We start from the raw sequence: 22,167 nt of genomic DNA, 5'->3' as shown, positions 1-22,167 counted from the left end.
GATTTAAGAGGAAGGAACTAGCTAGCGTTCGGAATTACAATAGATGATATACACCGTGCAGTCACTCTATAGTGAACCAGACTCGCTATTTAGCGAAGCCAACTTCGCTCCACACACATTGTTAGGGCTTGGTCACTCTATATCGAACCTAACTTCGCTACTCGTGAACCTAGGTTCTCGGATAGCGAAGTTCACTTCGCTGTAGCAATTGAAGCATCTTTAAGCTCAAACTTCAGCGAAGTTAGCTTCGCTATTTTAAGAACCTGCTTCGCTAAAATGTGGTTAGCGCGGCTTGGTCGCCCTACAGCGAACCAGACTCGCTATTTAACGAAGCAAACTTCGCTCCACACACATTGCTAGGACTGGATCACTCTACAGCGAACCTAACTTCGCTATTGGTGAACCGAAGTTCACGGATAGCGAAATTCACTTCGCTGTAGCAAGTGAAGTATCTTTAAGCTCAGCCTGCAGCGAATATAGCTTCGCTATTTTAAGAACCTGCTTCGCTAAAATGTGGTTAGCGCGGCTTGGTCGCCCTACAGCGAACCGGACGCCCTATTTAGCGAAGCCAACTTCGCTCCACACACATTGCTAGGACTGGATCACTCTACAGCGAACCTAACTTCGTTATTGGTGAACCGAAGTTCACGGATAGCGAAAAACCCTTCACTGTAGAGAAAATCACGCACGTACACATACAACCGCGGAACTTTACCGCCAACTCGCTCAAATCAAAAAAATCCCGCATCGCTGTCGATGCGGGGCGCTATATGTGGAAGTTGCTTGTTTAACTCTCATAGTCCTCTTCGCCTGGTGCGGTAAGAGACTCTCGAATGACATAGACAAACGCGCAGACTAGGATGCCAGCAATTACACTCATGAACATTCCGATCCCTCCATGCCCTTAGGATATTTCTATTGTAGCATGGATGATCCCTGTCCTTGCAAGCGTTTTCTTAAAATAATGAGAATTATTTTTCAGCTTTCCAATCTCGGTTTAGGGATGGATGTCCACCCTCCCACATATAAGTAATAGACAAGCATTATAGCGCTATTTCGCTACGCATTCCCAGACGCTGTTCGCATCCCTAAAGGCTCAAAACAGAACCGATGCTTCAAGGAGGATTGTCTATGCTGCGCACCCTCGCGCATCCCGCTTCACTAGCCGGGTTGGGAGCTTTGCTGATCGTTATGCTCATGGCTTGCTTCCCGTCTCAAACATTGGAATCATCGCTAAGAGGCGTCATGATATGGTGGCAGGTGCTGTTCCCTGCTTTATTCCCGTTTTTAGTCATTTCCGAGCTGATGCTGGGCTTTGGCATCGTTCATTTTTTCGGCAAGCTGCTTGATCCGCTCATGCGCCCATTGTTCCGGCTTCCCGGCATCGGCAGCTTCGTTGTCGCTATGGGTTATGTATCGGGCTATCCCGTTGGTGCCAAATTAACGGTTCAGCTTTGGGAGCAGCGGCTGGTCAATCGGGCGGAGGGAGAGCGTCTTGTCGCCTTCACAACCACCTCAGACCCCGTCTTCCTGATCGGTGCTGTATCGCTAGGTTTTTTTCACAATGCAGCTCTGGCTCCTATTCTTGCTACTGCCCATTACGTCGGCGCTCTCATTATAGGGCTGCTTATGCGGTTCCATGATCGCAAAGCACCGATGAGCGGACCTCACCGTCGTCCAACTAATAACCAGGGAAAACGAAGGGAGTCAAGAATAGCGTCTGCTCTAAAAGCTATGCATGAAGCCCGGCTGCTCGATGGCCGCAGTCTTGGCAAACTGCTTCAGGATTCCATCCAATCGGCGCTTCGGCTGATGATTGTTATTGGCGGCCTGGTCGTCTTCTTCTCTGTCGTCATCGAGATGCTGACCCGAACGGGTGTAGCCGAAGCGATGTCGGAACTGCTCCGCATCTTGTTCCAATGGTTTGGCCTGCCGCTGCAGCTTGCCGATGCCGTCATTTACGGACTGTTCGAGGTAACGCTTGGAGCCAAAGCAGCCGGAAGCTCCGGCACTTTATTAATGCACCAAGTAGCTATTGCCGCATGGGTACTCTCTTGGGGAGGTTTGTCCGTTCATGCGCAGGTTGTCAGCTTGCTTAGCCGGACCGATATGCGTTATGCACCACTTCTGGTGTCCAGAATGCTTCACGGTTTCATTTCCATCGCCTTAGTCTACTTGCTATGGGGCTGGCTCGCACCATAAAACAACATTTGTCTCCTCATTGTATTTGCCGACAGATTCCGATATCATCTATGGTATACAGAAGCTTTCGGAAGGGGTTTAATTTTGTTGAAATACGCGGTTATTGACCGAGGAGATACATTATCACAATCACTAGCTGAGCAGTTTCACCAGCTCGCAGCGGGGTATGGCTTCCAGCGGGAAGATGAAAAACCGGAAATCGTCATCTCAATCGGCGGCGATGGCACTTTGCTGCAAGCTTTCCATAATTATGTCCACCGGGTAGAAGAAGTCGCCTTCGTAGGCATTCATACTGGTCATCTCGGCTTTTATGCCGACTGGCAAGCGAATGAGCTGAGTAAGCTTGTTGAATTGATGGCTAAGGAAGAGCCGCATCTGGTTCACTATCCGCTTGCCGAGATTGAAGTAGAGACGCCAAACGAGAAGCTGCATTATTTTGCGCTAAACGACTTTACGATCAAAGGTGTAGATGGAACGCTGGTTGTTCAGGTGAACGTTAATAACGAGCCTTTCGAAATGTTTCGAGGCGACGGTATCGTCATCTCGACGCCTTCCGGCAGCACCGCCTACAACAAAAGCGTTGGCGGAGCCATCGTTCACCCTTCGATTGAATCGCTGCAAATCGCAGAAATTGCTTCCATTAACAACAGGGTATACCGGACGCTTGGCTCTTCTTTTTTGCTGCCGCAGCATCATCACTGCGATATCATTTCCAAAAAAGAACAAAGGCTGCAGCTCGTCATCGATCACGTCAGCATTCAGCGCAATGATATCCGCTCTATTCGCTGTACGGTCAGCTCTCACAAAGTGAACTTTGCCCGTTATCGTCCGCTTCCGTTCTGGAACCGCGTACGTGATGCGTTCATCGATTTGTAGACAAAAACTCCAGCCCATTGGGCTGGAGTTTTTATTTCGCTCTTTATGTCGTCGTACGATCACTCTCTTTCGACTGCGAAGCCTGCGCCTGCTGCTGTTGTTTCTCGGAAGCGACAGCGACCGCTTTGCCTGCCGGAGGCTTGATCGGCTTCTTGTTCCGATCGCCGCCATTTGGCCGATAGCCTCGGCGATGCTCATTGCGAGGACCACGCTGCTTCTCATGTTGCTGCTGCGCGCCTCCGGATGGTTGTCCTTCGCGCTCTCGCGTTCCCTTGGACACCTGAGGAGGGACTGCAGCAATCGGAGTTGCTGATGAGGCTGCGGCCGCAGCTACACCAGCGACAATTGCCGAAATAAGCGAATCATCGCCTTCGGGCAAGTGTGCGTCTGTATCTGTGTTCAGCAGCGCTTCCTCTTCCTCATTCGTTTCATCTTCCGGCGACCTCTTCACGCTGCCTGTCTTCTCCAAGACGAAAAAAGCGCAGCCGAAATTGCAATATTCATTAATATAATCGGTCATACCGGAGAATGCGCTTTCCTTCGTTGCTTTCATATGATTGTCGCGAAAAAAACCTTTCAGCCGTAATTGGTTATAGCCCCAATCGCCGATTATAAAATCATACCTCTCCAGCACTTCACTGTATCGGTCCTTGAAAGCATCCGCATTCCAGCCATTGCGGTTCTCATGCAGCAACTCATAGATTTTTCCACCGATCTGAATCAACGCTTCTCCCCCACCTCTCGGAGCTTAAAATATGGCTTATACGCCCGTAAGCTCACGGGATTGCGCCTCTTCGGCGGAATCTGTCTGCTCATGGGCATGATAGGAACTGCGGACAAGCGGTCCGGACTCGACATGGCGGAAGCCCCGTTTCAGTCCTTCTTCTTTCAGCTTGGCAAACTCATCAGGATGCACGTAGCGCTCAATCGCCAAATGATTAGGCGTCGGTTGCAAGTATTGTCCCAGCGTCAGGATATTGCAATCCACGGCGCGCAAATCGTCCATCGCCTGCAAAACTTCCTCGTACGTCTCGCCCACGCCTAACATAATGCTGGACTTGGTCGGAATCTTCGGATTCATTTCCTTCGCCCGTTTCAGCAGCTCCAGCGAGCGCTTGTACTTCGCGCGCGCGCGAACGCGATCGGACAGCCGTTCCACCGTCTCGATGTTATGGTTCAAAATATCAGGTTTGGCATCCATAACGATTTTCAGCGCATCTGCGTTGCCGAGGAAATCGGGAATAAGCACCTCTACCCGGCAAAATGGCATCCGTTCGCGAATCGCTTTGATCGACCCGGCAAAAATTTGAGCGCCGCCGTCTGACAAATCATCGCGTGCAACCGAAGTAATAACGCAATGGCGCAGCCCCATTTGCTCAGCTGCTTCCGCTACACGTTCCGGCTCTTGCAGATCAAGCTCTGTAGGCAAACCTGTCTTAACCGCGCAGAAGCGGCAAGCGCGCGTGCAAATATCGCCCAGAATCATAAACGTAGCGGTACGATTGGACCAGCACTCATATATATTTGGGCAACGAGCTTCTTCGCAAACGCTGTGGAGCGTCTTCGAGCGCATCATGTCCTTAATTTCGGAATAATTGCCATCCGTCGAAAGTTTAATACGAAGCCAATCCGGCTTCGGCAGTTTATCCTTCTGCTTCTGTTTCATTAGCTTTCCCTGCTTTCAATATCGATTTCAACTGGTGTAGAAACGATTGTCAACGTAACTGTGCATATAATTACAACTAATCCCCTAACGACACGCAGCTCTCAGCGCGGGGTCAGGCTAGTGCGAAGTTCTCCGTTTATTATAGCACGTTTCGCATAAAAGCCAATGATTTGCAAAACATAACGATTATGCGAAAGAGCCAGCGAAAGGGTGGAACGTTTGAAACAGACCATTTCAATTGCCGCAGCCATACTAGCCGTTTCCATTGCCATGGCAGGCCAGCCCTGTTCCGCTCAGCAGGCTGACAAGCCGGCCGCAGCGCAAGCGGAAGCATCGGATACGCGAAGCGACGCGAACGTCCTCAAGCTGCGGCAGCAGTTGTATGAACGGTTAAGCATCATGTCGGAAGTTCCTTGGTACCGCATTGCCGCAATCGATCAATACGAGCGGACGCTCAGCAAAGCGAAGCCGAAATTACGGCCTCAGCTTGGCGATGTCAGCGGCGTATTTATCGAAGAGGAGCAGTGGGCAGGGCCGCTAAATCCCGATGTTTCTGATACGTCTCCGGTATCTATCCAATGGTTCAACGGGGTTGGCCGGGATGGTGACGGCGATGGCATAGCAGATCGGAACAATGACTTTGATCTGCTTTACTCCATTACAAGCCGGCTGCTGCAGCACGGCGGCTCTACAGAGGATGATTTTTCAATAGGGCTGTGGGATTATTACCGCAACAGCAGAGCCGTTCAGCGGATTCAGCAATTTGCGCAAATTTACGCCGCTCATGAGCGCCTGGATTTGTTCGAGCATGCCTTTCCCATACCCGTAGGGTCCAACTACTCTTACCGCAGCACATGGGGCAATGCCCGCAGCTGGGGCGGTAAACGAAGTCATGAGGGTACCGATATTTTCGCGCCTTACGGCATTCCTGTCCGAAGCACCTGCTACGGCATCATCGAAGTAAAGGGCTGGAACCCTTACGGCGGCTGGAGAATCGGTATCCGCGACCTCAATAACTACTATCATTATTACGCTCATCTGCAGGGCTTCGATAAATCTATTGGCGTTGGCTCGCTCGTCAACCCCGGTCAGGTCATCGGCTGGGTCGGAAGCTCCGGTTACGGCAAGCCAGGTACGCAGGGCAAATTTCCGCCCCATTTACATTATGGCGTCTATCGTGATCGAGGCCTGATCGAGTGGTCCTTCGATCCCTATCCGCTCCTCAAAAAATGGGAGACAGACGAACGCAAGCGGCTTCGCTCCAATGGATAAAAAAAGCTGATCCCCGTCAGACATAAAGGGGATCAGCTTTTTCGCGTCCGTTGCAATTAATCGCCATTGCCGACGGCCTCAGGCGCAGGAAGCGATGAAGAGTTCAGATGTTCTTCAATCATACTCCCGTCCGAAGGCTTGGATACGCCCTCGCCGTTCGTTAACGGAACGGATATATTAGGAGCTTGTGCTGCAGAATCGCCTACCGGATTGCCTTTATTGTCGTAATAGTACATTGGCACATCCCCGACGACGAGCAGATACGAAATCGGAATTTCGGTCTCGACCAGCTGAGGATCTGTTTCAAACGGAACGATAATGGCAACCTCCGTCACGATATGAATATAGACTTCAATAAGAATCATATTGATGCCGGCATTTTTTTGCCTCGTATTCAGATCAACCTTTACCGCACCTACCGGCTCGAACTTAACCGGAACTCTCGGGCCGTAAGACGAAATAATTGCGCTGCCTAGTGCATTGCCGATCGGAATGCGCTCCGGAATTTCTTTCAGGTCAGATAAGGTAGACTGCACCGTCTCAATCGTCTGTGCCCGTATTTTTGTGTGCTCCGCATAGTTCAGCATGAAGCCGGACACTTTGCCGGCACTGTTCATTTTCCAATCGATGAGCTTCTCAAAGTCCGAGTTGGAGACAACCTCCTCGGTCGTCGCTTTATTAATGGCTTGTGTCGCTACCTGCTTGATCCGGATTTGCGCCACCTTCATAAGCGGCGGCCGCAGATGCTTCTCGATATAGACGAAGGATTGAATCGTGCCAATCAGTAGTATGAGCAGGGCGACGAGCACCCAATAACGCTTTTTTCTTCGCGGAGACACTGGCCGTGAATCGCCTCCGCTTATGACAACTGCCTTCCCGCTGCTTGAAGATTTGAACGCACGCGGCCGCCGCTGCGAACCGCGAAGACCGCCCCATGCCGGCCGAGGTCCTCCGGTCACCGCCTTCGTCCGCATTTTAGGCTTTGGCTGCCATTTGCCGCCCCAGGCTTTGCCGCTGCTGCTTGAGGAAAAACGATTTCCCCAGCTCACCGTCTTTACCCGTTTCATAGATCCGCCCGGCCAGCGGTCAATCATCCGAGACAACAACCCTCTTCTTCCCCATCGCGCCACCTTTATTCCCTCCTTGCCATTGCCAATTCAGCCCCATGATCCGTTTGTCCCGCTTCCTATATGTTCATGCTTATGCGCAAGTGGGACAAAAAAGAAGGAGGCCCGGCTTCGCGCCTGGCTTCCTTCACTTCCGGTTAAAGCCAATAGTTATCATGTACAGCAACCGTCTCCGCCTCAAGCTCCGGGAATGGCCCTGCTACTTTAATGGCCTTCTGCCCTCTGGCAAAAATATCGCGGCAAGGCAAGTTGAACGTCGGATTTTGTTCATGGCTGCCTGTCAGCTTGAGCAGCGCTTCCTCAGTCGATGCATATACGACTCGCCCAACGTTGCCCCAATAGATAGCCCCTGCGCACATGGCGCATGGCTCGAAAGTTGTATACAGCGTGCACTGCCATAAATAAGAATGTGGATATTGATGAGACGCTTTCTCCATCAGCGCTGTCTCAGCATGACCTGTGCAGCGGCGCTCCGTCAACTCAACATTTTCCTGTTCTAATAAAATGTCGCCCTCCGGCCCCACAAGTATAGCGCCAAAAGGCGTATTGCCGTTCTCCCTTGCGCTGCGTGACAACTCGATGCATCGCCGCAAATAATGCTGATCGCTATCTCTGCTCACGCTTCCCACCCTCTCTGCACTGCAGACGAATATCGCCTTAGTTGCTCCCATCATAAGTTTGCTCCTCTCAGGCCGTCAATTGGCTTTGCCTGCATTCGTCGAATTGAACAATTGAAGCGGAGCTTATTCGTTTTCATGCACAGAGCACTGCATAACCGCATTTCCACCCCCAATTCTCACCTTCCTGCTCCTTCAGGTAGCCGCCCGACCAAAAATCGAGTACTATTAATAAAAAGCAACTTGATCCCGTCGTTCTCGGAGGAGTTGATTGCAAGTGTTGACGTTAAAAGAAAAGCTCTACCTGCTAAAGCTGTTGAAGCAGCAAAAACGCAAATCATGGTTCGGCTTGATAAAGGCCGATCCGGAGCATGATAAACTGGTGGAGAAGTTAGAGCAAATGGTTCGTAACGAACAGGTAAATCGGGAGCATCTATAGCTTGGGGGATTTTTCTAATGTTGAATTTTGATCAAAAACTGGCTGTTATCGCCTCTTTCGAAGAGCTGCAGCGAAACGATGTATCGCTCGGAAGAGTTAACTTTCAGTATGAAGACAGCTTGTACGATCGTAAAAATGTCATTTATCATCTGCATCCTAACGGCAACGGCTACGTGTATGCAGGTCTTCTGAATGGCTATCCGACTGATGATAAAGGACTTGTGAACATCAGAGATTTCAGTGAGGAGTCGCTTCGTACGCTGATCCGGGAGGCGATTGATTCCTTGTCCCGCCGGGAGGAAGCGCCAGAGCCGAAGCCGTCACGCAGACGGAAAAAGGTGAAGGAAGAGGAGTGGTACGGCCTCTCCGACCAAAAGCTGATCTTAAAGCTGGAAGATGATATGTGGTACATTTATTCCGGATTGAATCTGGAGATGGCGTTTGAAACGTATGAGGAAGCCGTGCAATACATGGATGAAGAAGGCTTCGCTCGTTCGTAAGCATAAGAGATGGGTTAAAAAAGCTGGCTGAAAATCGACGCTGCATGATGCAGCTGTAGATTTTCGCCAGCTTTTTTCAATCCTATTGACTTGGTCCCCGCTTCGGCAGCAGCCTTACATACTGATCAGAAAGGCTCATCAATTGCATAATATAATCGTAGTCACTGCGATATTGCTCGATATCGGCAACAGGCTCCATTGTCTTAAGCGATACCGCCGTGCCGTCCTCAAAGCCTTTGCCAGGCACGAATAAAACTTCATTATTGAAGAAAGAGCCGGTCGGCAAATAATAACGCATCCCGAAGACGTTGTGATCCGTATTCAGCAAATCCCGGCCAAAGGCAACGACGCCCTTCTCTGCAGGCTGGAGGCCCAGCAGATTGGCAAGCGTCGGCATCATATCGAGCTGACCCCCTGGCTGCTCGATGACATGGCCTTCTTTTTGCGATGGATCATGAACGATAAAAGGAATATTAAACCGGCTTAAACGCGAATCATAAGAGATACCGAGCTGCGAGCTAATCGTTGCCGCATCCGCCTTATCAGGCTGAAGACCAAAGTGGTCGCCATAGACGACAAGCACGGTATTATCCCACATCCCTTTCGCTTTAAGCTGTTCGATAAAGGTGCCAAGTGCATAGTCGGTGTAGTGCACAGCGCGCAAATAATCACCTAGATGGGTTCCGTCCATCTCCTCCGGCAAATGAAGCTGCGGACCGCGATCCTCTGGTACTTTAAACGGAAAGTGGCTGGAGACAGTGACGAACTGCGCGTAGAATGGCTGGCCTTTGGCATGAAGCTCGCCAAGCTTGGCTATGCCGGTCTTGTACAGCTCCTCGTCGGAAGGACCAAATTCATTAAAATTGTCGTTCTCATAATAGGGCTTATCGTAATAGCCGTTAAAATGCAGCGCCGGATACAATTTATTGCGATTCCAAAAGGATACGTCATTGACATGGAACGTATAAGCCTCATAACCTTCCGTTTGCAGCATTCGCGGCATGCTCGGCAGCTGCCGGTCGCCATAGCCTGTAGACATCGCCATATTTCCTACCGGATAGATGGAGGTGTTCGACATAAACTCAGCGTCCGACGTATTTCCTTGCCCGATTTGCTGAAACACATGCGGGAAGTAGTAGCTTCCCTCGGCCAGCTTGTTCAACACCGGCGTCAGCTCTTCCCCGCCAACGGACAGATGAATTGGAAAGTTTTGAAAAGCTTCAAGCTGGACGACAATGACGTTTTTCCCTTTCGCTTGGCCGAAAGTAACCGGTGCCTGGCCCGAACGCGCAGACTCGGACTCGGACTGATAAGGGTAGGAAGCTTGCAGCTCCTTAATCTGGGCGGTAACCTCGTCCAAATTGCCGTTTTTCGCTGCCAGCGATTCGCTGCCCGCCTGCCAAGCAGCCGCTGCCTGGTAATTAATGAAGCCAAGGCTCTGAGCCTGCTCCAGCTCGTTCGGAATCGCTTTAGCCACGTAGACGGACCGGACAGACAAAGCCAGGCAGAACACGGCGCAGCCTAGCAGAATCGCGGCTCGACCGATGCGCTTGCGCCCTTTTACCCGAATTCCTCTTAATCTATTAACACAGTAAACGATAGAAATAATAGCAAGGTCAATAAAATAGACAAAATAAACGCCTTTAATAAGCGCGTTGATGCTGTCTCCGATTTGCCCGACTTGATTCAGCGCCTTAAGCGCCGTGAATGTCGGAATTGAGCCGTAGTAAGCAAAGTATACGGTTGATGCAAACAACAGCAAGGAAAGTATGAAGTTGACCAGCCAATAGCCTAGCCCCTTCCATCTGCCAGGTATAGCAAGCTCGCATACAAGCAAAACAGCTAGAATCGCAGCCAGATCGGAAAGCATGCCCGTAAACGTAACGCCTTTGAACAGGAAAATACGAAACAGCACGAATTTGGCAAACAACAGCACTAGCAGCGCTGCAAAAGGCGAACGCCGGTAGCCATCGTCAAAAAATTGCAAACGCAAAGCGATCACTCTCCCATCTATGAACGCAAAAAAGCCGCCAAAGACGACGGCCTTTCTATCTTTTCTATAGTTTATATTAACGCATTGTTAAGCTTTTATAAAGCCATGCTGCATGGATTTGCCATGTTAATAGATTCCGCTGGAGGGCGCGGGCGCTGCATTAGTTTCGGCCGTCAAATCTGCCGCCCTTATTTTTAAATCGATGATTGGCAGCGTTCAAACGAATAATACCGTAAGTCAAGAAGGAAAAAAGCACGAGATAAACGATCCAAATAAGCGGAAATTTACTCAATATACCAAAGTTGACTAGCAAAATCGGAAATTGCATGAAAAGAACAATCAGCAAGGTCGTAGATAATCTTTTGTTTCGTTCGATAAGTGAATCACTATCGGTGTAAATTTCTGGACGCTGATCTCCTTCATAAGCCATCCCCCAGATATACCAGCCAGTAGCTTTATATACTAATGTCCAGCCGGCTTCCTCAAACAGACTAACATAACCCCCATCTACTTTATTTTGATAATCAACGCAATATCGCATCTTCCGTGGCTCGCCTTTTTGGTAATGGAACCGTATTGCATTGCCGCTAACCCTCACGAGATGCCAGCCCGTCGCTTCCTTCTGCTCCATCCATCGTTCGAGCTTTTCGGGCGCCCAGTTTGACCACCACTTAAACTCGCTCTTCTGCTCACGCATCCAGCTTGCCCTCCATTCTCTTTGCATTGTGGTAAAGCTCACTAATTCTAGTGATCTCTGCCTTAAGAATCAGCCTGCCGACCGCCGTCATTTGATATGATTTTCTGCGTTCCTCTTCCAGCACAACGGCTATAAGCCCATCCTTCTCCATACGAGACAAACTCCCATACAGCGTCCCCGCTCCCAAATGAATCCGTCCGCCCGTCAGCTCACCGACATCCTGCATAATGCCGTACCCATGACGAACTTCCGTCAAGGACAGCAAAATATAATAAGCCGTCTCTGACATCGGCAAATAACTTTGCAACAGCTTTTCACTCAATCGCTTTACCTCCCGCACACCTTGCATCACGACACGCTATATCATGTCGTGATATATCATGAGCTGAGTATATCACGGCGCGATATAAGTAAGCAATAGGCGCTTTCCATAAAAAATAGAGCTTTGCCGCAGCGTTTGCTGGGCAAGCTCCATAGAGAGGCGCGAAGATACGCGCTGTTTAGTACGGTTCTGCACTTTATCTATTTCTAGATGCCATACTTCCCAAAAGCAAAGATATCATAATAATGATTAACGCAAACCATGTACTCTGGCTAATCTGGTCTCCTAACAACACAGTGCCAAGAATAACACCTATGACGGGGACGATATAGTTCGTAAGAGCTGCAAAAGCCGCTCCTGATTGTTTGATGAGCTGATTGTACATCATATATACAAGGCCCGCATGAAAAACACCAAGAATAAGAAGAGAAACGAGTTCAACTAAGGTGAGTCTGATGTTTAACGGACTCTCGATTATAAAGCTTAGCGGAATCAGGATGATGGATGCGAGCAACAGCACATTTCTCATCGCCAGAACGGACGACATCGGCGGCAGCTTTTCAAGCAGCACCAAGGATAGCGCGAAGCTTAATGAAGCGCCTACGAGAGCCGCCATCCCCCACAGGCTTTGATTGCCAAAGTCAATGGTTAGCGAGGGCAAGATCATGATCAGAATACCTGCAAAGCCAACTCCAATACTTAAATAATGCATCATCCGCAATCGGCTGATTCTAAGGATAAACAAAATGAGCAGCGTAAAAATCGGAATCGTCCCCATAATAATGGAAGCTACACTGCTCGATACCCGCTGCTGCCCCCATCCGATTAAGAAAAAGGGGATAACGGCTTCAAACAAAGCAATCGCTAGAAAAAGGAGGCCCGCCTTCGTCTTAGGACGCGCGGTATGCTGCCCTTGTGTTTTCTTACTCATTAGGCTATAGATCAAGGCCAAAGTAACAGCCCCCGCTATTGCCTTGATTGCTGCCAGTGATAAAGGCTGTACACTTGCAATCACCTTATCGACAAAGAAAAACTGTGATCCCCAAATTAAACTGATCCCGAGTAAAAATAAAAGGCTTTTTACCTTCATCTCTCTATCTCCCTCATAGGCCGATTCGTCTGATGCCGCAGTTGTTGTTTTTTATTTGTGCCTAGTACCCCAACTATGATCATAATCGCACCTAATACATGATAAACGGTAATTTGCTCCTTTAAAATAAGCGCTCCGGCCATTATCGATATTAATGTCGACAAGTTGCTGAACACACTAACCTTAGAGGCTTCGAGCCGGGACAATGCAAAGCTGGACAACAGCGTAGTTCCGACTGAAGATACTACCCCCAAATAAAATAAAGCCAGTACATAGGAAGGCTCAGCAAATGGCTGAAAAAAAGGTTGAAGCGTTCCTTCAGCAGCGTGCCGGATCAGGGAAACAGCCAAAAATCCAATAAAACCTATCCCCGTCGTAACGAGCGTAATCTCCATCGGCGCATATTTTTGAGCTAAAGGACGTGTCAGAACGCTATATCCCGCAAACGAAACGGCTGACAGCAGCAGGAGCAGAAGTCCCTTCATATTCGCTGCATTTAGCCCGCTTCCATCATTCATGACGAATATGAACACCACGCCTGCAACGGACAAAATCAATGACAGCTTCTGAATCAGGCTTGTGCGTTCTTTAAGAAAGAAGGAAGCGAGCAGCAGTGTAAAGATAGGAACCGTTGCCAAAATAATTCCGCCTTCCGATGAAGAAGCATTTATCATCCCATATGTTTGAAAGAAAAAGAAGAGTACCGGTGAAAATAACGCGAGCGGGGCTATTCTCCACAGATCTCGCAGTTTAATCCGGATACGAACCCAGCCGAACAGACAAGGTATAGCAACTGCAATAAATCCGATCGTAAATCGATGCGCCAGTACATCCAGCGGATGAGCCGCAGCTACCGTCACCTTCACAAACAAAAAAGAAAAGCCAATAAAAACAGCATAGGTGATTGCTGCCAGATAAGCACTTGCATGAACTCGTGTTGTATTCATTATTCGTTCTCCTCGCATGAACCATGTATGGAACTATGTCATCATTCTAATCGGGAGAAGTCTTTGCCACAATTGTGAAAAACGGTATCTGTACCGGTACAGATAATGTTGCTGGTGAATGAAGAGCTTGATGACCATGGTATAGACGGCATGAAAAAAATCCTGAACAATCAAGATTAGATATCTTGATTATTCAGGATTTTGCTTATAGAAATACATTTCAATTAAACTCCCGCTGCCTCATCGCCTCATAAAGCAGCACTGTACCCGCCATCGCCACGTTCAGCGATTCGGCTTGTCCGCGCATCGGTATAATGACTGCCTCGTCCGCTTGCTCGCGTACTGTTGCCGATAAACCGTTGGATTCGTTGCCTAACAACAGCCACGAAGCGGCGGTCCAGTCGTAGGAATAACAAGTGTGCGTGGCTTGCAGGCTCGTACCGATTAGCTTGATGCCCCTCTCCTTCGCAGCAGGCAGCAGCTCCGTCAGATCTGCTTCTATAAGAGGCAGATGGAATAAGGAGCCCATCGTTGAGCGTACCGTTTTCGGATTATACAGGTCGACACAGCCTTTACCGAGCACTACCGCGTCCGCCCCAACTGCATCGGCGCTGCGGATGATCGTGCCGACATTGCCCGGATCGCGGACCCCGTCCAATACGACAACAAGACTGTTGTCTCGGAACAAAGAGGACTCGTCCCACTCCAGCTTGCCGACAACCGCAAATATCGGCGGCGGCGTGTCGGTTCCCGTGCATTTGGCCATTACTTGTATGGATGTTTCAACCCATTCGAAGCTAGAGGAATCCGCTGCGTCAGTTTGCAATTCCGGCGGAATGCCGCGCTCCCCGTCATATACGATCGTTTCAATCGGAGCTGAAGCTTTGATCGCCTCGAGCAAAAGATGAACGCCTTCAATAACGAATTTACCCGTTCGATCACGGAATTTTTTATCCAGCAGGGAAGCCCATTGCTTCACTCTGTCATTTTGTACGGACGTTATTTTTTCATGATTATAATTGTTCACGGTTCTAATCAGCCTTCCGAATAAGCAATTTCCATATTGGATAAATCTTGATTTTTGCCAACAATGACGAGCACGTCCCCCGCTTTGATCAAATCATCGGGATTTGGAGAGATGTTCATTGACGTTCCCGTCTTAATTCCCATTACATTGCATTTGAATTTTTGACGAATATCGAGCTGCACCAAGTTTTTACCTACCATAGCAGGAGGAGCTTTAATTTCAACAAGGCTGTAATCCTCAGAAATTTCGATATAGTCCAAAATGTTGGGTGATACCAAATGATGCGCGACCCGCAGTCCCATATCCCGCTCCGGGTAAATAATTTTATCCGCGCCGATCTTCGCCAGCACTTTGCCATGCAGCTCGCTTTGCGCTTTTACGATAATCGTGCCTACGCCCAAATCCTTCAATATTAAAGTCGTCAAAATACTCGATTGAATATCTTGTCCAATCGCCACTACCACAACATCAAAGTTGCGAATGCCGAGGGAACGCATCGCTTCTTCGTCAGTTGAATCTGCGGATACCGCATGTGTAACCTTGTTGATTGCCTCCTGAATCCGGTCCTCATTCGAATCGATTGCAAGAACTTCAAAACCCATCCCCGTCAAAGTTGCGGCTACACTTGATCCGAACCGGCCCATTCCGATTACGGCATATTGTTTTTTGGCCATCCGATTTATGCTCTCCTTTGAAAAAAAGCTAAGTCTTTGCCCCTAATAACGCTGTATTCCATTATAACATAACGATATGTACCGGATGAAAAAAGGCACTCGGGGACATAGTAATTTACGTACGCGCAATCCATTAGCGGTCGCAGTGCGACCGATGAACTTATGACATGGAGGGTTCCTTAATGCAGCCACCGATTTTGGATTTAAGGCAAGCTATCGTACAGCGGGTTCAAAACAATGATAAACAGCAACTGGAAGAAGTCATCACGGGGTCTGTCGGCCATGACGAGCGTACCCTTCCGGGGCTTGGCGTCCTGTTCGAAATGATCTGGAAGGAAATTGACGCGCAGGAGCAATCCAAGCTCGTTGATGTGCTCTATAATCATCTCCAACAGCTGCAGCCGGTAACGGGGAAAGCTTAATCCTTTTGGTATCGTATATCAGCTGCATAAACCGTTTTACCGTCAACTAGCGTATGTGTTACCCAAGGATGTCCTTTATAGCGCTGGACGATTATGAGATCTGCCGCTTTGCCTGGCTCAATGGACCCCGCCTCATCTGCGATGCCGCAAGCTTGCGCCGGATGAAGGGTAGCCATTCGAACGGCCGTAGGCAAAGCGGCTATTCCCTCATCAGCCAGCTTGAAAATAGACTGAAGAAGCGAAGAAGAATGATAATCCGAACAGATGATGGATGCAGCACCTGATGCTATGGCATCAATCGCACGCAAATTTTGGTCATGCGACACGCCTCTTACTATATTGGGAGCACCTACGCAAACTGCCATGTCTTCCCCCGTTGCATATTGCGCAGTTTCGAGGTTAATGGGAAATTCGGTAACGTTGATACCATAGCTTTTAAAAACATCCACCCGCTCTGGGGAATCGTCGTCATGAGAAGCCAACGAAATGCCTTGCTGTATTGCTTGCCGTCCAAGCTGCCTCAACTGCTCCCAATCAATCCGCTGCCTTCGCTCCATCAGATCAACGACCAAAGCTTGCGCCTCTTTTAGTTCCATCCCCTGATTTTTCATCACATAACGTTCGAAAGATCCTTCCTTCCGGTACTGGCCTTGTCCGGGACTATGATCCATAAAGGACAAATAATCAATTTTGTTCTCTTCAATGTATTGGGCTACAATGTGCATTCCCTTCAGATGTGAAATTTCGTAGCGAAGATGAATCCGGTTGCGGATGATTGAACGTTTGGTCCGATACTGATTGATAAGCTCAACCATTTCCGTCAGCAAGTGATCACCGCGCAAACTAAGACCTACGCCAAGCGATAGGGAATGGTACATCGTCGTAATACCGTGCAGAGGGAGCTTCCGCTCAAATTCCAGCAAAGACATCTCCAACGGAAATAGCGTATTGGGCCGCGGCTGCACTTCCTTCTCGATCGCGTCGTTATGAATATCGATTAGTCCGGGCAGCACATAGCTTCCGCTTGCGTCGATGACTGTAAACTCCTCAGGCATGATTGCATGGGCAGAATGGTTGACTGAATGCTCGATACTGCTGCTCCCCTTTTCGGCATCCATATTTGAATGCTCAACATTGATAGCCGTCCTCCTAGCATCGATGATTGAATTTCCAGCTCTAAAGACCTCTCTATCACCGTCATGGTTTGAATGCTCAGCATTGAGAATTCTCCCCTCGGCATCCGCCGAATCTGCACCTTCCCCTACCAGTGAAATTCTGCTAATTTTGCCCTCTCGCACATAAATATCTGCTTTAACAACAGCATCCGGAAGAACAACCCAGCCATTTTTTATGCATACTGGTTTCAAGCGTATCCCTCCCTCCATCGAATGTTTCTGTTACTGTTGAGTATAACATTTTCAAATAATCTGTAAACACTTTCCAGTTATCAGTGGAGCAGCTAGTTCGCTGATGAATGCTCTAAACCTGCCAGATACTTCTTTAATTTCCTATGAGTAGTATTCAGCTTAAAATAACGAAGCTCTTTCGCTATAGAACGAAGCAAGGTTCGCTGGAGCCCCTTCGAATCGGCACACCTGGCTGTACAGCGAACTAAACTTCGCTCTTCATGAACCTAGGTTCTCGAGTAACGAATTTTAGTTCGCTATAGCACATCCTCCACCTATGCTAGCCTCGCGCAACGAAGTTCAGTTCGTTAATTAGCGAAGCTGGTTCGCTGTATGACATCTGCGGTATTATCAGCAGCATGTTACAGCATGTTTGCGACATGCAGCGAAGTTTAGTTCGCTAAAATGCCAAGCTAGTTCGTTGTTCGACACACCATAGCACCCGCATCATCACGCACAACACATACACAAAACTAAACCAAGTAAACAAAAAAACAGCAAGGCGTCCACCGGACGCCTTGCTGCTCACAACTCTCTTCAGTTCTAGCCTAATCCAAACGGCTCCAAGCCTTGTTTCAAAGGCAGAAGCTCCGGACGCTCGCAAGTGCTCTTCATCACGTAATGCGAGCCTTGCTCCGATGCATCGTGGAAGCCGTGCATAGCTTCAAGCACATGGTAAGCCATGTTGCCGTTGGCGCGATGCTTGCGTCCCGATTGAATGGCTTTCGCCATATCGGCTGCACCGATGCCGCGGGCGTTGTCAGTGAAGCCATAAGCGAGCGGAATTTCCACCCACTCGTTGGAGCCTGCACGGCAAAGACGGATTGGGCCGCCGAAGCCATTCGGATCCGGTACGCGCAGCGTACCTGCGCTGCCGTAAACTTCAATGTGCGGTAATCCCGAACCGCCCTTCACATCAAAGCTGGTTACGATCGTACCCACAGCACCTGCGGCAAAATCGATAAGGCCGGCCACATGCGTCGGCACTTCAACCTCTACCTTTTGCCCATATTTAGGCTGGCTTGTAATCGTCCGCTCTGGGAACGAGATGCGAGCCGAGCCAGTTACACGGCTGATTGGTCCAAGCATCGCTACAAGCGCCGTCAAATAGTATGGACCCATATCGAACATTGGGCCGCCGCCTTTTTGATAGTAAAATTCAGGTGCCGGGTGCCAGCTCTCATGTCCGCCGGACATCATAAATGCAGTAGCGGCGATCGGTTGGCCGATCCAGCCGTCTTCAATTAGCTTCACGCAGGTTTGAATACCGCCTCCAAGGAAGGTATCCGGCGCGCTGCCGACGAGCAATCCTTTTCGTTCTGCAAGCTCAAGCACCTGCTGTGCTTCCTCGCGAGTTACTGTGAACGGCTTTTCCACATAAACATGCTTGCCGGCTTCCAGTACTTGCAAGCAAACAGCGGCATGCGCCTGCGGAATCGTCAGGTTAATAATCAATTGAATGTCCGGATCGGCGAGCAGCTCTTCTACAGAGCAGCCGCGAATGCCAAACTCTTCGCCCTTCGCAACAGCACGCGCTACATCAAGATCGGCGCATGCTACGATTTCCATCGAAGGAAACTGCGCACGGTTGTTCAAATAAGCACTGCTGATGTTGCCTGTACCGATAATGCCTACGTTCACTTTACTCATATTAGTTTTGACCCCCATTGTCCGCTGCCTTTTTACCTTCTGCACACCAGAGGAAGCCTCTGCGGATCATTTCCTTCACAACCGGAATATCGACGATATTGGCTTGATGCCCAAGCGAGTTATAGTACACGCGGCCAACGCCCCAACGCTTCGTCCAAGCAACCGGCATATCTACAGCACCGTTAAGCGAATGCGGGCCTTCAGCAACCGGGAAGCGCGTAGTGGCAAGCACATTTACAGCAGGATCGACGTGCAAATAATATTGCTCGCTGGATACCTCGAAATCGTCCATACCTTCCGTCAGTGTGCTCGAGCTGTGTTTAACATTAACGACATAGTTCGTGCCGTCATTGCCTGGGTGTGCAACCCATTGGCCGCCCGTCATGAACTGCCAGTCGACATTGTCACGGAATGAATCGCACATGCCGCCGTGACAGCCAGCCAAGCCAACGCCGCTTTGAACGGCTGCCGATACGTTGTCTACGAGGTTATTTTCGATTTTACCCATCGTCCATACCGGTACGATCAGATCAAGCGCTTTCAGTTTCTCCCCGTCTGCGAACGCTTCAAGCGTATCCGATACTTCGACTTCAAAGCCTTCCTGCTCCAATACCTCTTGAAAAATACCTGCTACTTCCTTCGGCTGATGTCCATCCCAGCCACCCCATACGATTAACGCTTTACGCATATGCCGTCATTCTCCCTTGCCCTATAGTATAAGTCCTATTTCATTAAGCTTTACAAGATCGCTATGCTCCAAATAACCAATGAACTGCTAGTCTTCTGTTCCGACATTCTTGCCAGTCCGCCCCAAACCAACTTTGACCATGGCATTGCTGGCTAGTTTTTCATGTGCTTCTATAAGCCTATATTCCTTGAATACCCCTGCACAAATCCTTATTGCAGCTCCTGCAGCGCCACCCAGCGGCGCTCCTGAACGGAACGCTCGACCGCCTCCAGCACCTCTTGGCATTTCACCCCGTCATGGAAGTTAGGAACCGGCTGACGATCCTCGGCTATCGCATTCATCAGCTCCAGCACTTCATGCGTGAAGGTGTGCTCGTAACCGATTGTATGTCCGGCAGGCCACCATGCATCCATATAAGCATGAGCTGCGTCAGTTGCCAATACACGGCGGAAGCCCTGTACATCCTCGGCATCGTCTGTAAAATAAACCTGAAGCTCATTCATCCGCTCGAAGTCAAAAATCACGCTGCCTTTGCTGCCGTTAATTTCGAAGGAGTTGGTACAGCGATGACCTGCCGCAAACCGCGTCGCTTCAAAGCTGCCCAGCGCACCGTTCTCAAAACGGGTCATGAATAAAGTCGCGTCATCAACTGTAACTTCGCCGCGTGGCGCATCCTTCGAGCCCTTAGCGCTAAGTCCTGTCATCGATGTCGGAAGCGGTCTTTCTTTAATGAACGTCTCTCCCATTCCTACTACCTCTTTGAACTCGCCAACGAGGAAACGCGCCATATCGATCAAATGGGCGCCGAGATCGCCGTGAGAGCCAGAGCCGGCAATTTCCTTCTGCAAACGCCATACGAGCGGGAAGTCCGGATCGAGAATCCAGTCCTGCAGGAACACTGCGCGGAAATGATAAATTTCGCCCAGTCTGCCTTCATCAATCAGCTTCTTCGCCAGTTGAACGGCTGGAGCAAACCGATAGTTGAAGCCAACCATATGCTTCACGCCAGCCGCTTCTGCCGCATCGAGCATCGCTTTGGAATCTTCCAGCGTTAGCGCAAGCGGTTTTTCGCAAAAGAGATGCTTGCCTGCTTTAGCGGCTTCAATTGCAATTTCTTTATGGGCATCGCTTGGTGCATTGATATCGATCAAATCGATATCATCACGGGCAATCAGCTTCCGCCAATCCGTCTCGCCGCTCTCCCAGCCAAATTGCGCACGCGCTTGCTCCAGCCCTTCCGGATTACGTCCGCAAATCGCTTTCATTTCCGGCTTTGCAGCCGCATTTGGGAAAAACATCGGCAGTGCGCGGTACGCATTACTATGCGCCTTGCCCATAAATTTGTAACCGACCATTCCGACACGAACTTTGCTCATTTTCGATTACCGCCTTTCGAATTATAGTTAAGAGGTTTCTCGATGCACGAACTGTACAGGAAGCAAATGATTCTCATTTGGCACATCATCTGCCGAAGGCGCCAGCAAACGAAGCGCCGCTGCTTTGCCCATTTCATAGAAAGGTACTGCTACCGTAGACAAGCGCGGGCTTACGATGCGCGAGCCGTCCGAATCGTCATAGCCAACGACGGCCAACTGCTTGCCGGGCTCAATGCCCTGCTCGCGAAGTCCGTCCATCAGACCGATGGCCATCCGGTCATTGGCTGCAAATACTGCATCAATGCCGCCCTCTTGCTGCAGCCTGGCAATGCCCGCTGCAGCCTCGTAGCCGCTCTTGCGGCTGTAGTTGCCTTCAAACAAATGCTCCTTCCGGACGGGCAGCCCCGCTTCCGTCAAGGCACGCGTATAACCCGCCAGCCTGTCCTCACTGTTCGAATACGCACCGGGACCATTTAAGAAAGCGATGTCGCGATAGCCGCGTTCAAGAAGATGGCGTACCGCTTCATAGCTCCCGGCTTCATGATCGGCGTCTACATACATAAAGCCTTCTCCATCGAACCGCTGATTGACGAGACAGAACGGATATCCCTCCGTCTTGAGCTCCCGAAGCGCATCCCGTTCTTCAGCAACGTTCTGAGCGCCCAGCACAATACAAGCGTCCACCTTCTGCGTCCGAAACAGCTTGGCATAGTCCCGCTCTCCGTCCATCTCACGAAAAATAAGGAGCAGATCATAATCGCAGCGCTTGGCCGCATCGCCAATCCCGCTTAATATTTCAGCGAAATAGTAAGTCGTGAACAGATGCACCTTCGGCACAACGGGCACAATAACGCCAATATTGCCGCTCTTCCGCCGCGCAAACCGCTGCGCGAGCGCATTGGGCACATAACCCAGCTCCTGAGCGGCAGCGAGTACCCGCTCCCTCGTCTCCGGCTTGATCGGCCCGACATCGTTCAGCACCCGGGATACGGTTGCCTCCGAAACGCCGGCCAGCTTTGCAACTTCCTTTCGAATAAAGCATCATCCTCAATGTTTCAATTGCTAATCAATGTACACGCGTACATTATGTCATGAAAGCGTTTGTACGTCAATAAACTTTAAAGTGAACGCATATTTTTTGTATGTAAACGGATTCAGAATCTTGTCTGATTTTGT

At 49.7% G+C, this 22,167-nt stretch carries 22 protein-coding genes; 6 read left to right on the top strand and 16 right to left on the bottom strand.

The genetic code is table 11. From position 1 onward, the window contains the following. The first annotated feature begins 1,131 nt into the window (after window positions 1–1,131). The gene (gene ylbJ / locus IEX98_RS17995; RefSeq protein ID WP_188890587.1) at window positions 1,132–2,202 is read left to right on the top strand and encodes a sporulation integral membrane protein YlbJ; all 1,071 of its coding nucleotides are present in this window, start codon (window positions 1,132–1,134) and stop codon (window positions 2,200–2,202) included. A gap of 87 nt (window positions 2,203–2,289) precedes the next feature. After that, a complete protein-coding gene (locus IEX98_RS17990; RefSeq protein WP_188890792.1) occupies window positions 2,290–3,078 on the top strand; it encodes an NAD kinase in 789 nt (262 codons plus the stop codon). 43 nt (window positions 3,079–3,121) lie between these two features. Here the strand turns inward: IEX98_RS17990 and IEX98_RS17985 are convergent, their stop codons facing one another. Together IEX98_RS17985 and lipA are read right to left on the bottom strand one after the other, a co-directional pair. Continuing rightward, entirely contained in the window at window positions 3,122–3,802 is a 681-nt protein-coding gene (locus tag IEX98_RS17985) for a YutD family protein (protein ID WP_188890586.1), read from the bottom strand. Between the two features lie 36 nt (window positions 3,803–3,838). Next, window positions 3,839–4,744, bottom strand: coding sequence for a lipoyl synthase (lipA, locus tag IEX98_RS17980; RefSeq protein ID WP_188890585.1), 906 nt, complete (start codon window positions 4,742–4,744; stop codon window positions 3,839–3,841). A gap of 270 nt (window positions 4,745–5,014) precedes the next feature. Here lipA and IEX98_RS17975 point away from each other — a divergent pair, with 270 nt between their 5' ends. Then, on the top strand, window positions 5,015–6,016 hold the full coding sequence (locus IEX98_RS17975) for a M23 family metallopeptidase (protein WP_188890791.1): 1,002 nt from the start codon (window positions 5,015–5,017) through the stop codon (window positions 6,014–6,016). Window positions 6,017–6,072: 56 nt separating this feature from the next. On the opposite strand, the gene yunB is transcribed toward IEX98_RS17975, so the two are convergent. Both yunB and IEX98_RS17965 read right to left on the bottom strand, forming a co-directional pair. Then, complete coding sequence (yunB, locus tag IEX98_RS17970; protein ID WP_229692250.1) at window positions 6,073–7,146, bottom strand: sporulation protein YunB; 1,074 nt, start codon at window positions 7,144–7,146, stop codon at window positions 6,073–6,075. 134 nt (window positions 7,147–7,280) lie between these two features. Next, the gene (locus IEX98_RS17965; protein WP_229692249.1) at window positions 7,281–7,817 is read right to left on the bottom strand and encodes a nucleoside deaminase; all 537 of its coding nucleotides are present in this window, start codon (window positions 7,815–7,817) and stop codon (window positions 7,281–7,283) included. A 220-nt stretch (window positions 7,818–8,037) separates the two neighbouring features. Here IEX98_RS17965 and IEX98_RS17960 point away from each other — a divergent pair, with 220 nt between their 5' ends. Continuing rightward, entirely contained in the window at window positions 8,038–8,199 is a 162-nt protein-coding gene (locus IEX98_RS17960; protein ID WP_188890584.1) for a hypothetical protein, read from the top strand. 17 nt (window positions 8,200–8,216) lie between these two features. Continuing rightward, window positions 8,217–8,699, top strand: coding sequence for a hypothetical protein (locus tag IEX98_RS17955; protein WP_188890583.1), 483 nt, complete (start codon window positions 8,217–8,219; stop codon window positions 8,697–8,699). A gap of 82 nt (window positions 8,700–8,781) precedes the next feature. On the opposite strand, the gene IEX98_RS17950 is transcribed toward IEX98_RS17955, so the two are convergent. The 7 genes from IEX98_RS17950 to IEX98_RS17920 all read right to left on the bottom strand — a co-directional run bounded on the left by IEX98_RS17950 (window position 8,782) and on the right by IEX98_RS17920 (window position 15,458). After that, on the bottom strand, window positions 8,782–10,692 hold the full coding sequence (locus IEX98_RS17950) for an LTA synthase family protein (RefSeq protein ID WP_308421805.1): 1,911 nt from the start codon (window positions 10,690–10,692) through the stop codon (window positions 8,782–8,784). Window positions 10,693–10,852: 160 nt separating this feature from the next. Next, on the bottom strand, window positions 10,853–11,389 hold the full coding sequence (locus tag IEX98_RS17945) for a DUF2812 domain-containing protein (RefSeq protein WP_188890582.1): 537 nt from the start codon (window positions 11,387–11,389) through the stop codon (window positions 10,853–10,855). Then, window positions 11,382–11,711 (bottom strand): PadR family transcriptional regulator, encoded by a 330-nt coding sequence (locus IEX98_RS17940; protein ID WP_188890581.1) that lies wholly within the window; start codon window positions 11,709–11,711, stop codon window positions 11,382–11,384. Before IEX98_RS17940 ends, IEX98_RS17945 begins: the two co-directional genes overlap by 8 nt. 196 nt (window positions 11,712–11,907) lie before the next feature. Further along, complete coding sequence (locus tag IEX98_RS17935; RefSeq protein ID WP_188890580.1) at window positions 11,908–12,801, bottom strand: DMT family transporter; 894 nt, start codon at window positions 12,799–12,801, stop codon at window positions 11,908–11,910. Next, window positions 12,798–13,748 carry a DMT family transporter gene (locus tag IEX98_RS17930; RefSeq protein ID WP_188890579.1) on the bottom strand — a complete coding sequence of 317 codons (951 nt, stop codon included), beginning with the start codon at window positions 13,746–13,748 and terminating at the stop codon, window positions 12,798–12,800. Before IEX98_RS17930 ends, IEX98_RS17935 begins: the two co-directional genes overlap by 4 nt. A gap of 220 nt (window positions 13,749–13,968) precedes the next feature. Continuing rightward, on the bottom strand, window positions 13,969–14,775 hold the full coding sequence (locus IEX98_RS17925; RefSeq protein WP_188890578.1) for a TrmH family RNA methyltransferase: 807 nt from the start codon (window positions 14,773–14,775) through the stop codon (window positions 13,969–13,971). An 8-nt stretch (window positions 14,776–14,783) separates the two neighbouring features. Continuing rightward, the gene (locus IEX98_RS17920) at window positions 14,784–15,458 is read right to left on the bottom strand and encodes a potassium channel family protein (protein WP_268237836.1); all 675 of its coding nucleotides are present in this window, start codon (window positions 15,456–15,458) and stop codon (window positions 14,784–14,786) included. A 173-nt stretch (window positions 15,459–15,631) separates the two neighbouring features. On the opposite strand from IEX98_RS17920, the gene sspI reads away from it, so the two are divergent. Continuing rightward, a complete protein-coding gene (sspI, locus tag IEX98_RS17915) occupies window positions 15,632–15,871 on the top strand; it encodes a small acid-soluble spore protein SspI (RefSeq protein ID WP_188890576.1) in 240 nt (79 codons plus the stop codon). On the opposite strand, the gene IEX98_RS17910 is transcribed toward sspI, so the two are convergent. The 5 genes from IEX98_RS17910 to IEX98_RS17890 all read right to left on the bottom strand — a co-directional run bounded on the left by IEX98_RS17910 (window position 15,868) and on the right by IEX98_RS17890 (window position 22,026). Continuing rightward, on the bottom strand, window positions 15,868–17,238 hold the full coding sequence (locus IEX98_RS17910; RefSeq protein ID WP_229692248.1) for an alpha-D-ribose 1-methylphosphonate 5-triphosphate diphosphatase: 1,371 nt from the start codon (window positions 17,236–17,238) through the stop codon (window positions 15,868–15,870). The two genes, sspI and IEX98_RS17910, sit on opposite strands and share 4 nt — an antisense overlap. A gap of 582 nt (window positions 17,239–17,820) precedes the next feature. Then, the gene (locus IEX98_RS17905; protein WP_188890575.1) at window positions 17,821–18,927 is read right to left on the bottom strand and encodes a Gfo/Idh/MocA family protein; all 1,107 of its coding nucleotides are present in this window, start codon (window positions 18,925–18,927) and stop codon (window positions 17,821–17,823) included. A gap of 1 nt (window position 18,928) precedes the next feature. Next, window positions 18,929–19,615 (bottom strand): ThuA domain-containing protein, encoded by a 687-nt coding sequence (locus IEX98_RS17900; protein WP_188890574.1) that lies wholly within the window; start codon window positions 19,613–19,615, stop codon window positions 18,929–18,931. Window positions 19,616–19,824: 209 nt separating this feature from the next. Further along, window positions 19,825–20,991, bottom strand: a complete 1,167-nt coding sequence (locus IEX98_RS17895; RefSeq protein ID WP_188890573.1) for a Gfo/Idh/MocA family protein — start codon at window positions 20,989–20,991, stop codon at window positions 19,825–19,827. A 27-nt stretch (window positions 20,992–21,018) separates the two neighbouring features. Continuing rightward, window positions 21,019–22,026 (bottom strand): LacI family DNA-binding transcriptional regulator, encoded by a 1,008-nt coding sequence (locus IEX98_RS17890; RefSeq protein ID WP_188890786.1) that lies wholly within the window; start codon window positions 22,024–22,026, stop codon window positions 21,019–21,021. Between the last annotated feature and the right edge of the window lie 141 nt (window positions 22,027–22,167).

It is taken from the genome of Paenibacillus radicis (ex Gao et al. 2016) (assembly GCF_014641555.1).
Classification (GTDB): Bacteria; Bacillota; Bacilli; order Paenibacillales; family Paenibacillaceae; genus Pristimantibacillus; species Pristimantibacillus radicis.
This window is presented reverse-complemented; position numbering and strand designations above follow the sequence as displayed.

What these genes read in the sequence shown, in the direction of transcription:
- IEX98_RS17895 (WP_188890573.1), bottom strand. Translation starts at nt 20,991, where the DNA reads ATGAGCAAAGTTCGTGTCGGAATGGTCGGTTACAAATTTATGGGCAAG.
- IEX98_RS17965 (WP_229692249.1), bottom strand. Translation starts at nt 7,817, where the DNA reads ATGATGGGAGCAACTAAGGCGATATTCGTCTGCAGTGCAGAGAGGGTG.
- IEX98_RS17930 (WP_188890579.1), bottom strand. Translation starts at nt 13,748, where the DNA reads ATGAATACAACACGAGTTCATGCAAGTGCTTATCTGGCAGCAATCACC.
- IEX98_RS17945 (WP_188890582.1), bottom strand. Translation starts at nt 11,389, where the DNA reads ATGCGTGAGCAGAAGAGCGAGTTTAAGTGGTGGTCAAACTGGGCGCCC.
- sspI (WP_188890576.1), top strand. Translation starts at nt 15,632, where the DNA reads ATGCAGCCACCGATTTTGGATTTAAGGCAAGCTATCGTACAGCGGGTT.
- lipA (WP_188890585.1), bottom strand. Translation starts at nt 4,744, where the DNA reads ATGAAACAGAAGCAGAAGGATAAACTGCCGAAGCCGGATTGGCTTCGT.
- IEX98_RS17955 (WP_188890583.1), top strand. Translation starts at nt 8,217, where the DNA reads ATGTTGAATTTTGATCAAAAACTGGCTGTTATCGCCTCTTTCGAAGAG.
- IEX98_RS17900 (WP_188890574.1), bottom strand. Translation starts at nt 19,615, where the DNA reads ATGCGTAAAGCGTTAATCGTATGGGGTGGCTGGGATGGACATCAGCCG.
- IEX98_RS17905 (WP_188890575.1), bottom strand. Translation starts at nt 18,927, where the DNA reads ATGAGTAAAGTGAACGTAGGCATTATCGGTACAGGCAACATCAGCAGT.
- IEX98_RS17975 (WP_188890791.1), top strand. Translation starts at nt 5,015, where the DNA reads ATGGCAGGCCAGCCCTGTTCCGCTCAGCAGGCTGACAAGCCGGCCGCA.
- IEX98_RS17935 (WP_188890580.1), bottom strand. Translation starts at nt 12,801, where the DNA reads ATGAAGGTAAAAAGCCTTTTATTTTTACTCGGGATCAGTTTAATTTGG.
- ylbJ (WP_188890587.1), top strand. Translation starts at nt 1,132, where the DNA reads ATGCTGCGCACCCTCGCGCATCCCGCTTCACTAGCCGGGTTGGGAGCT.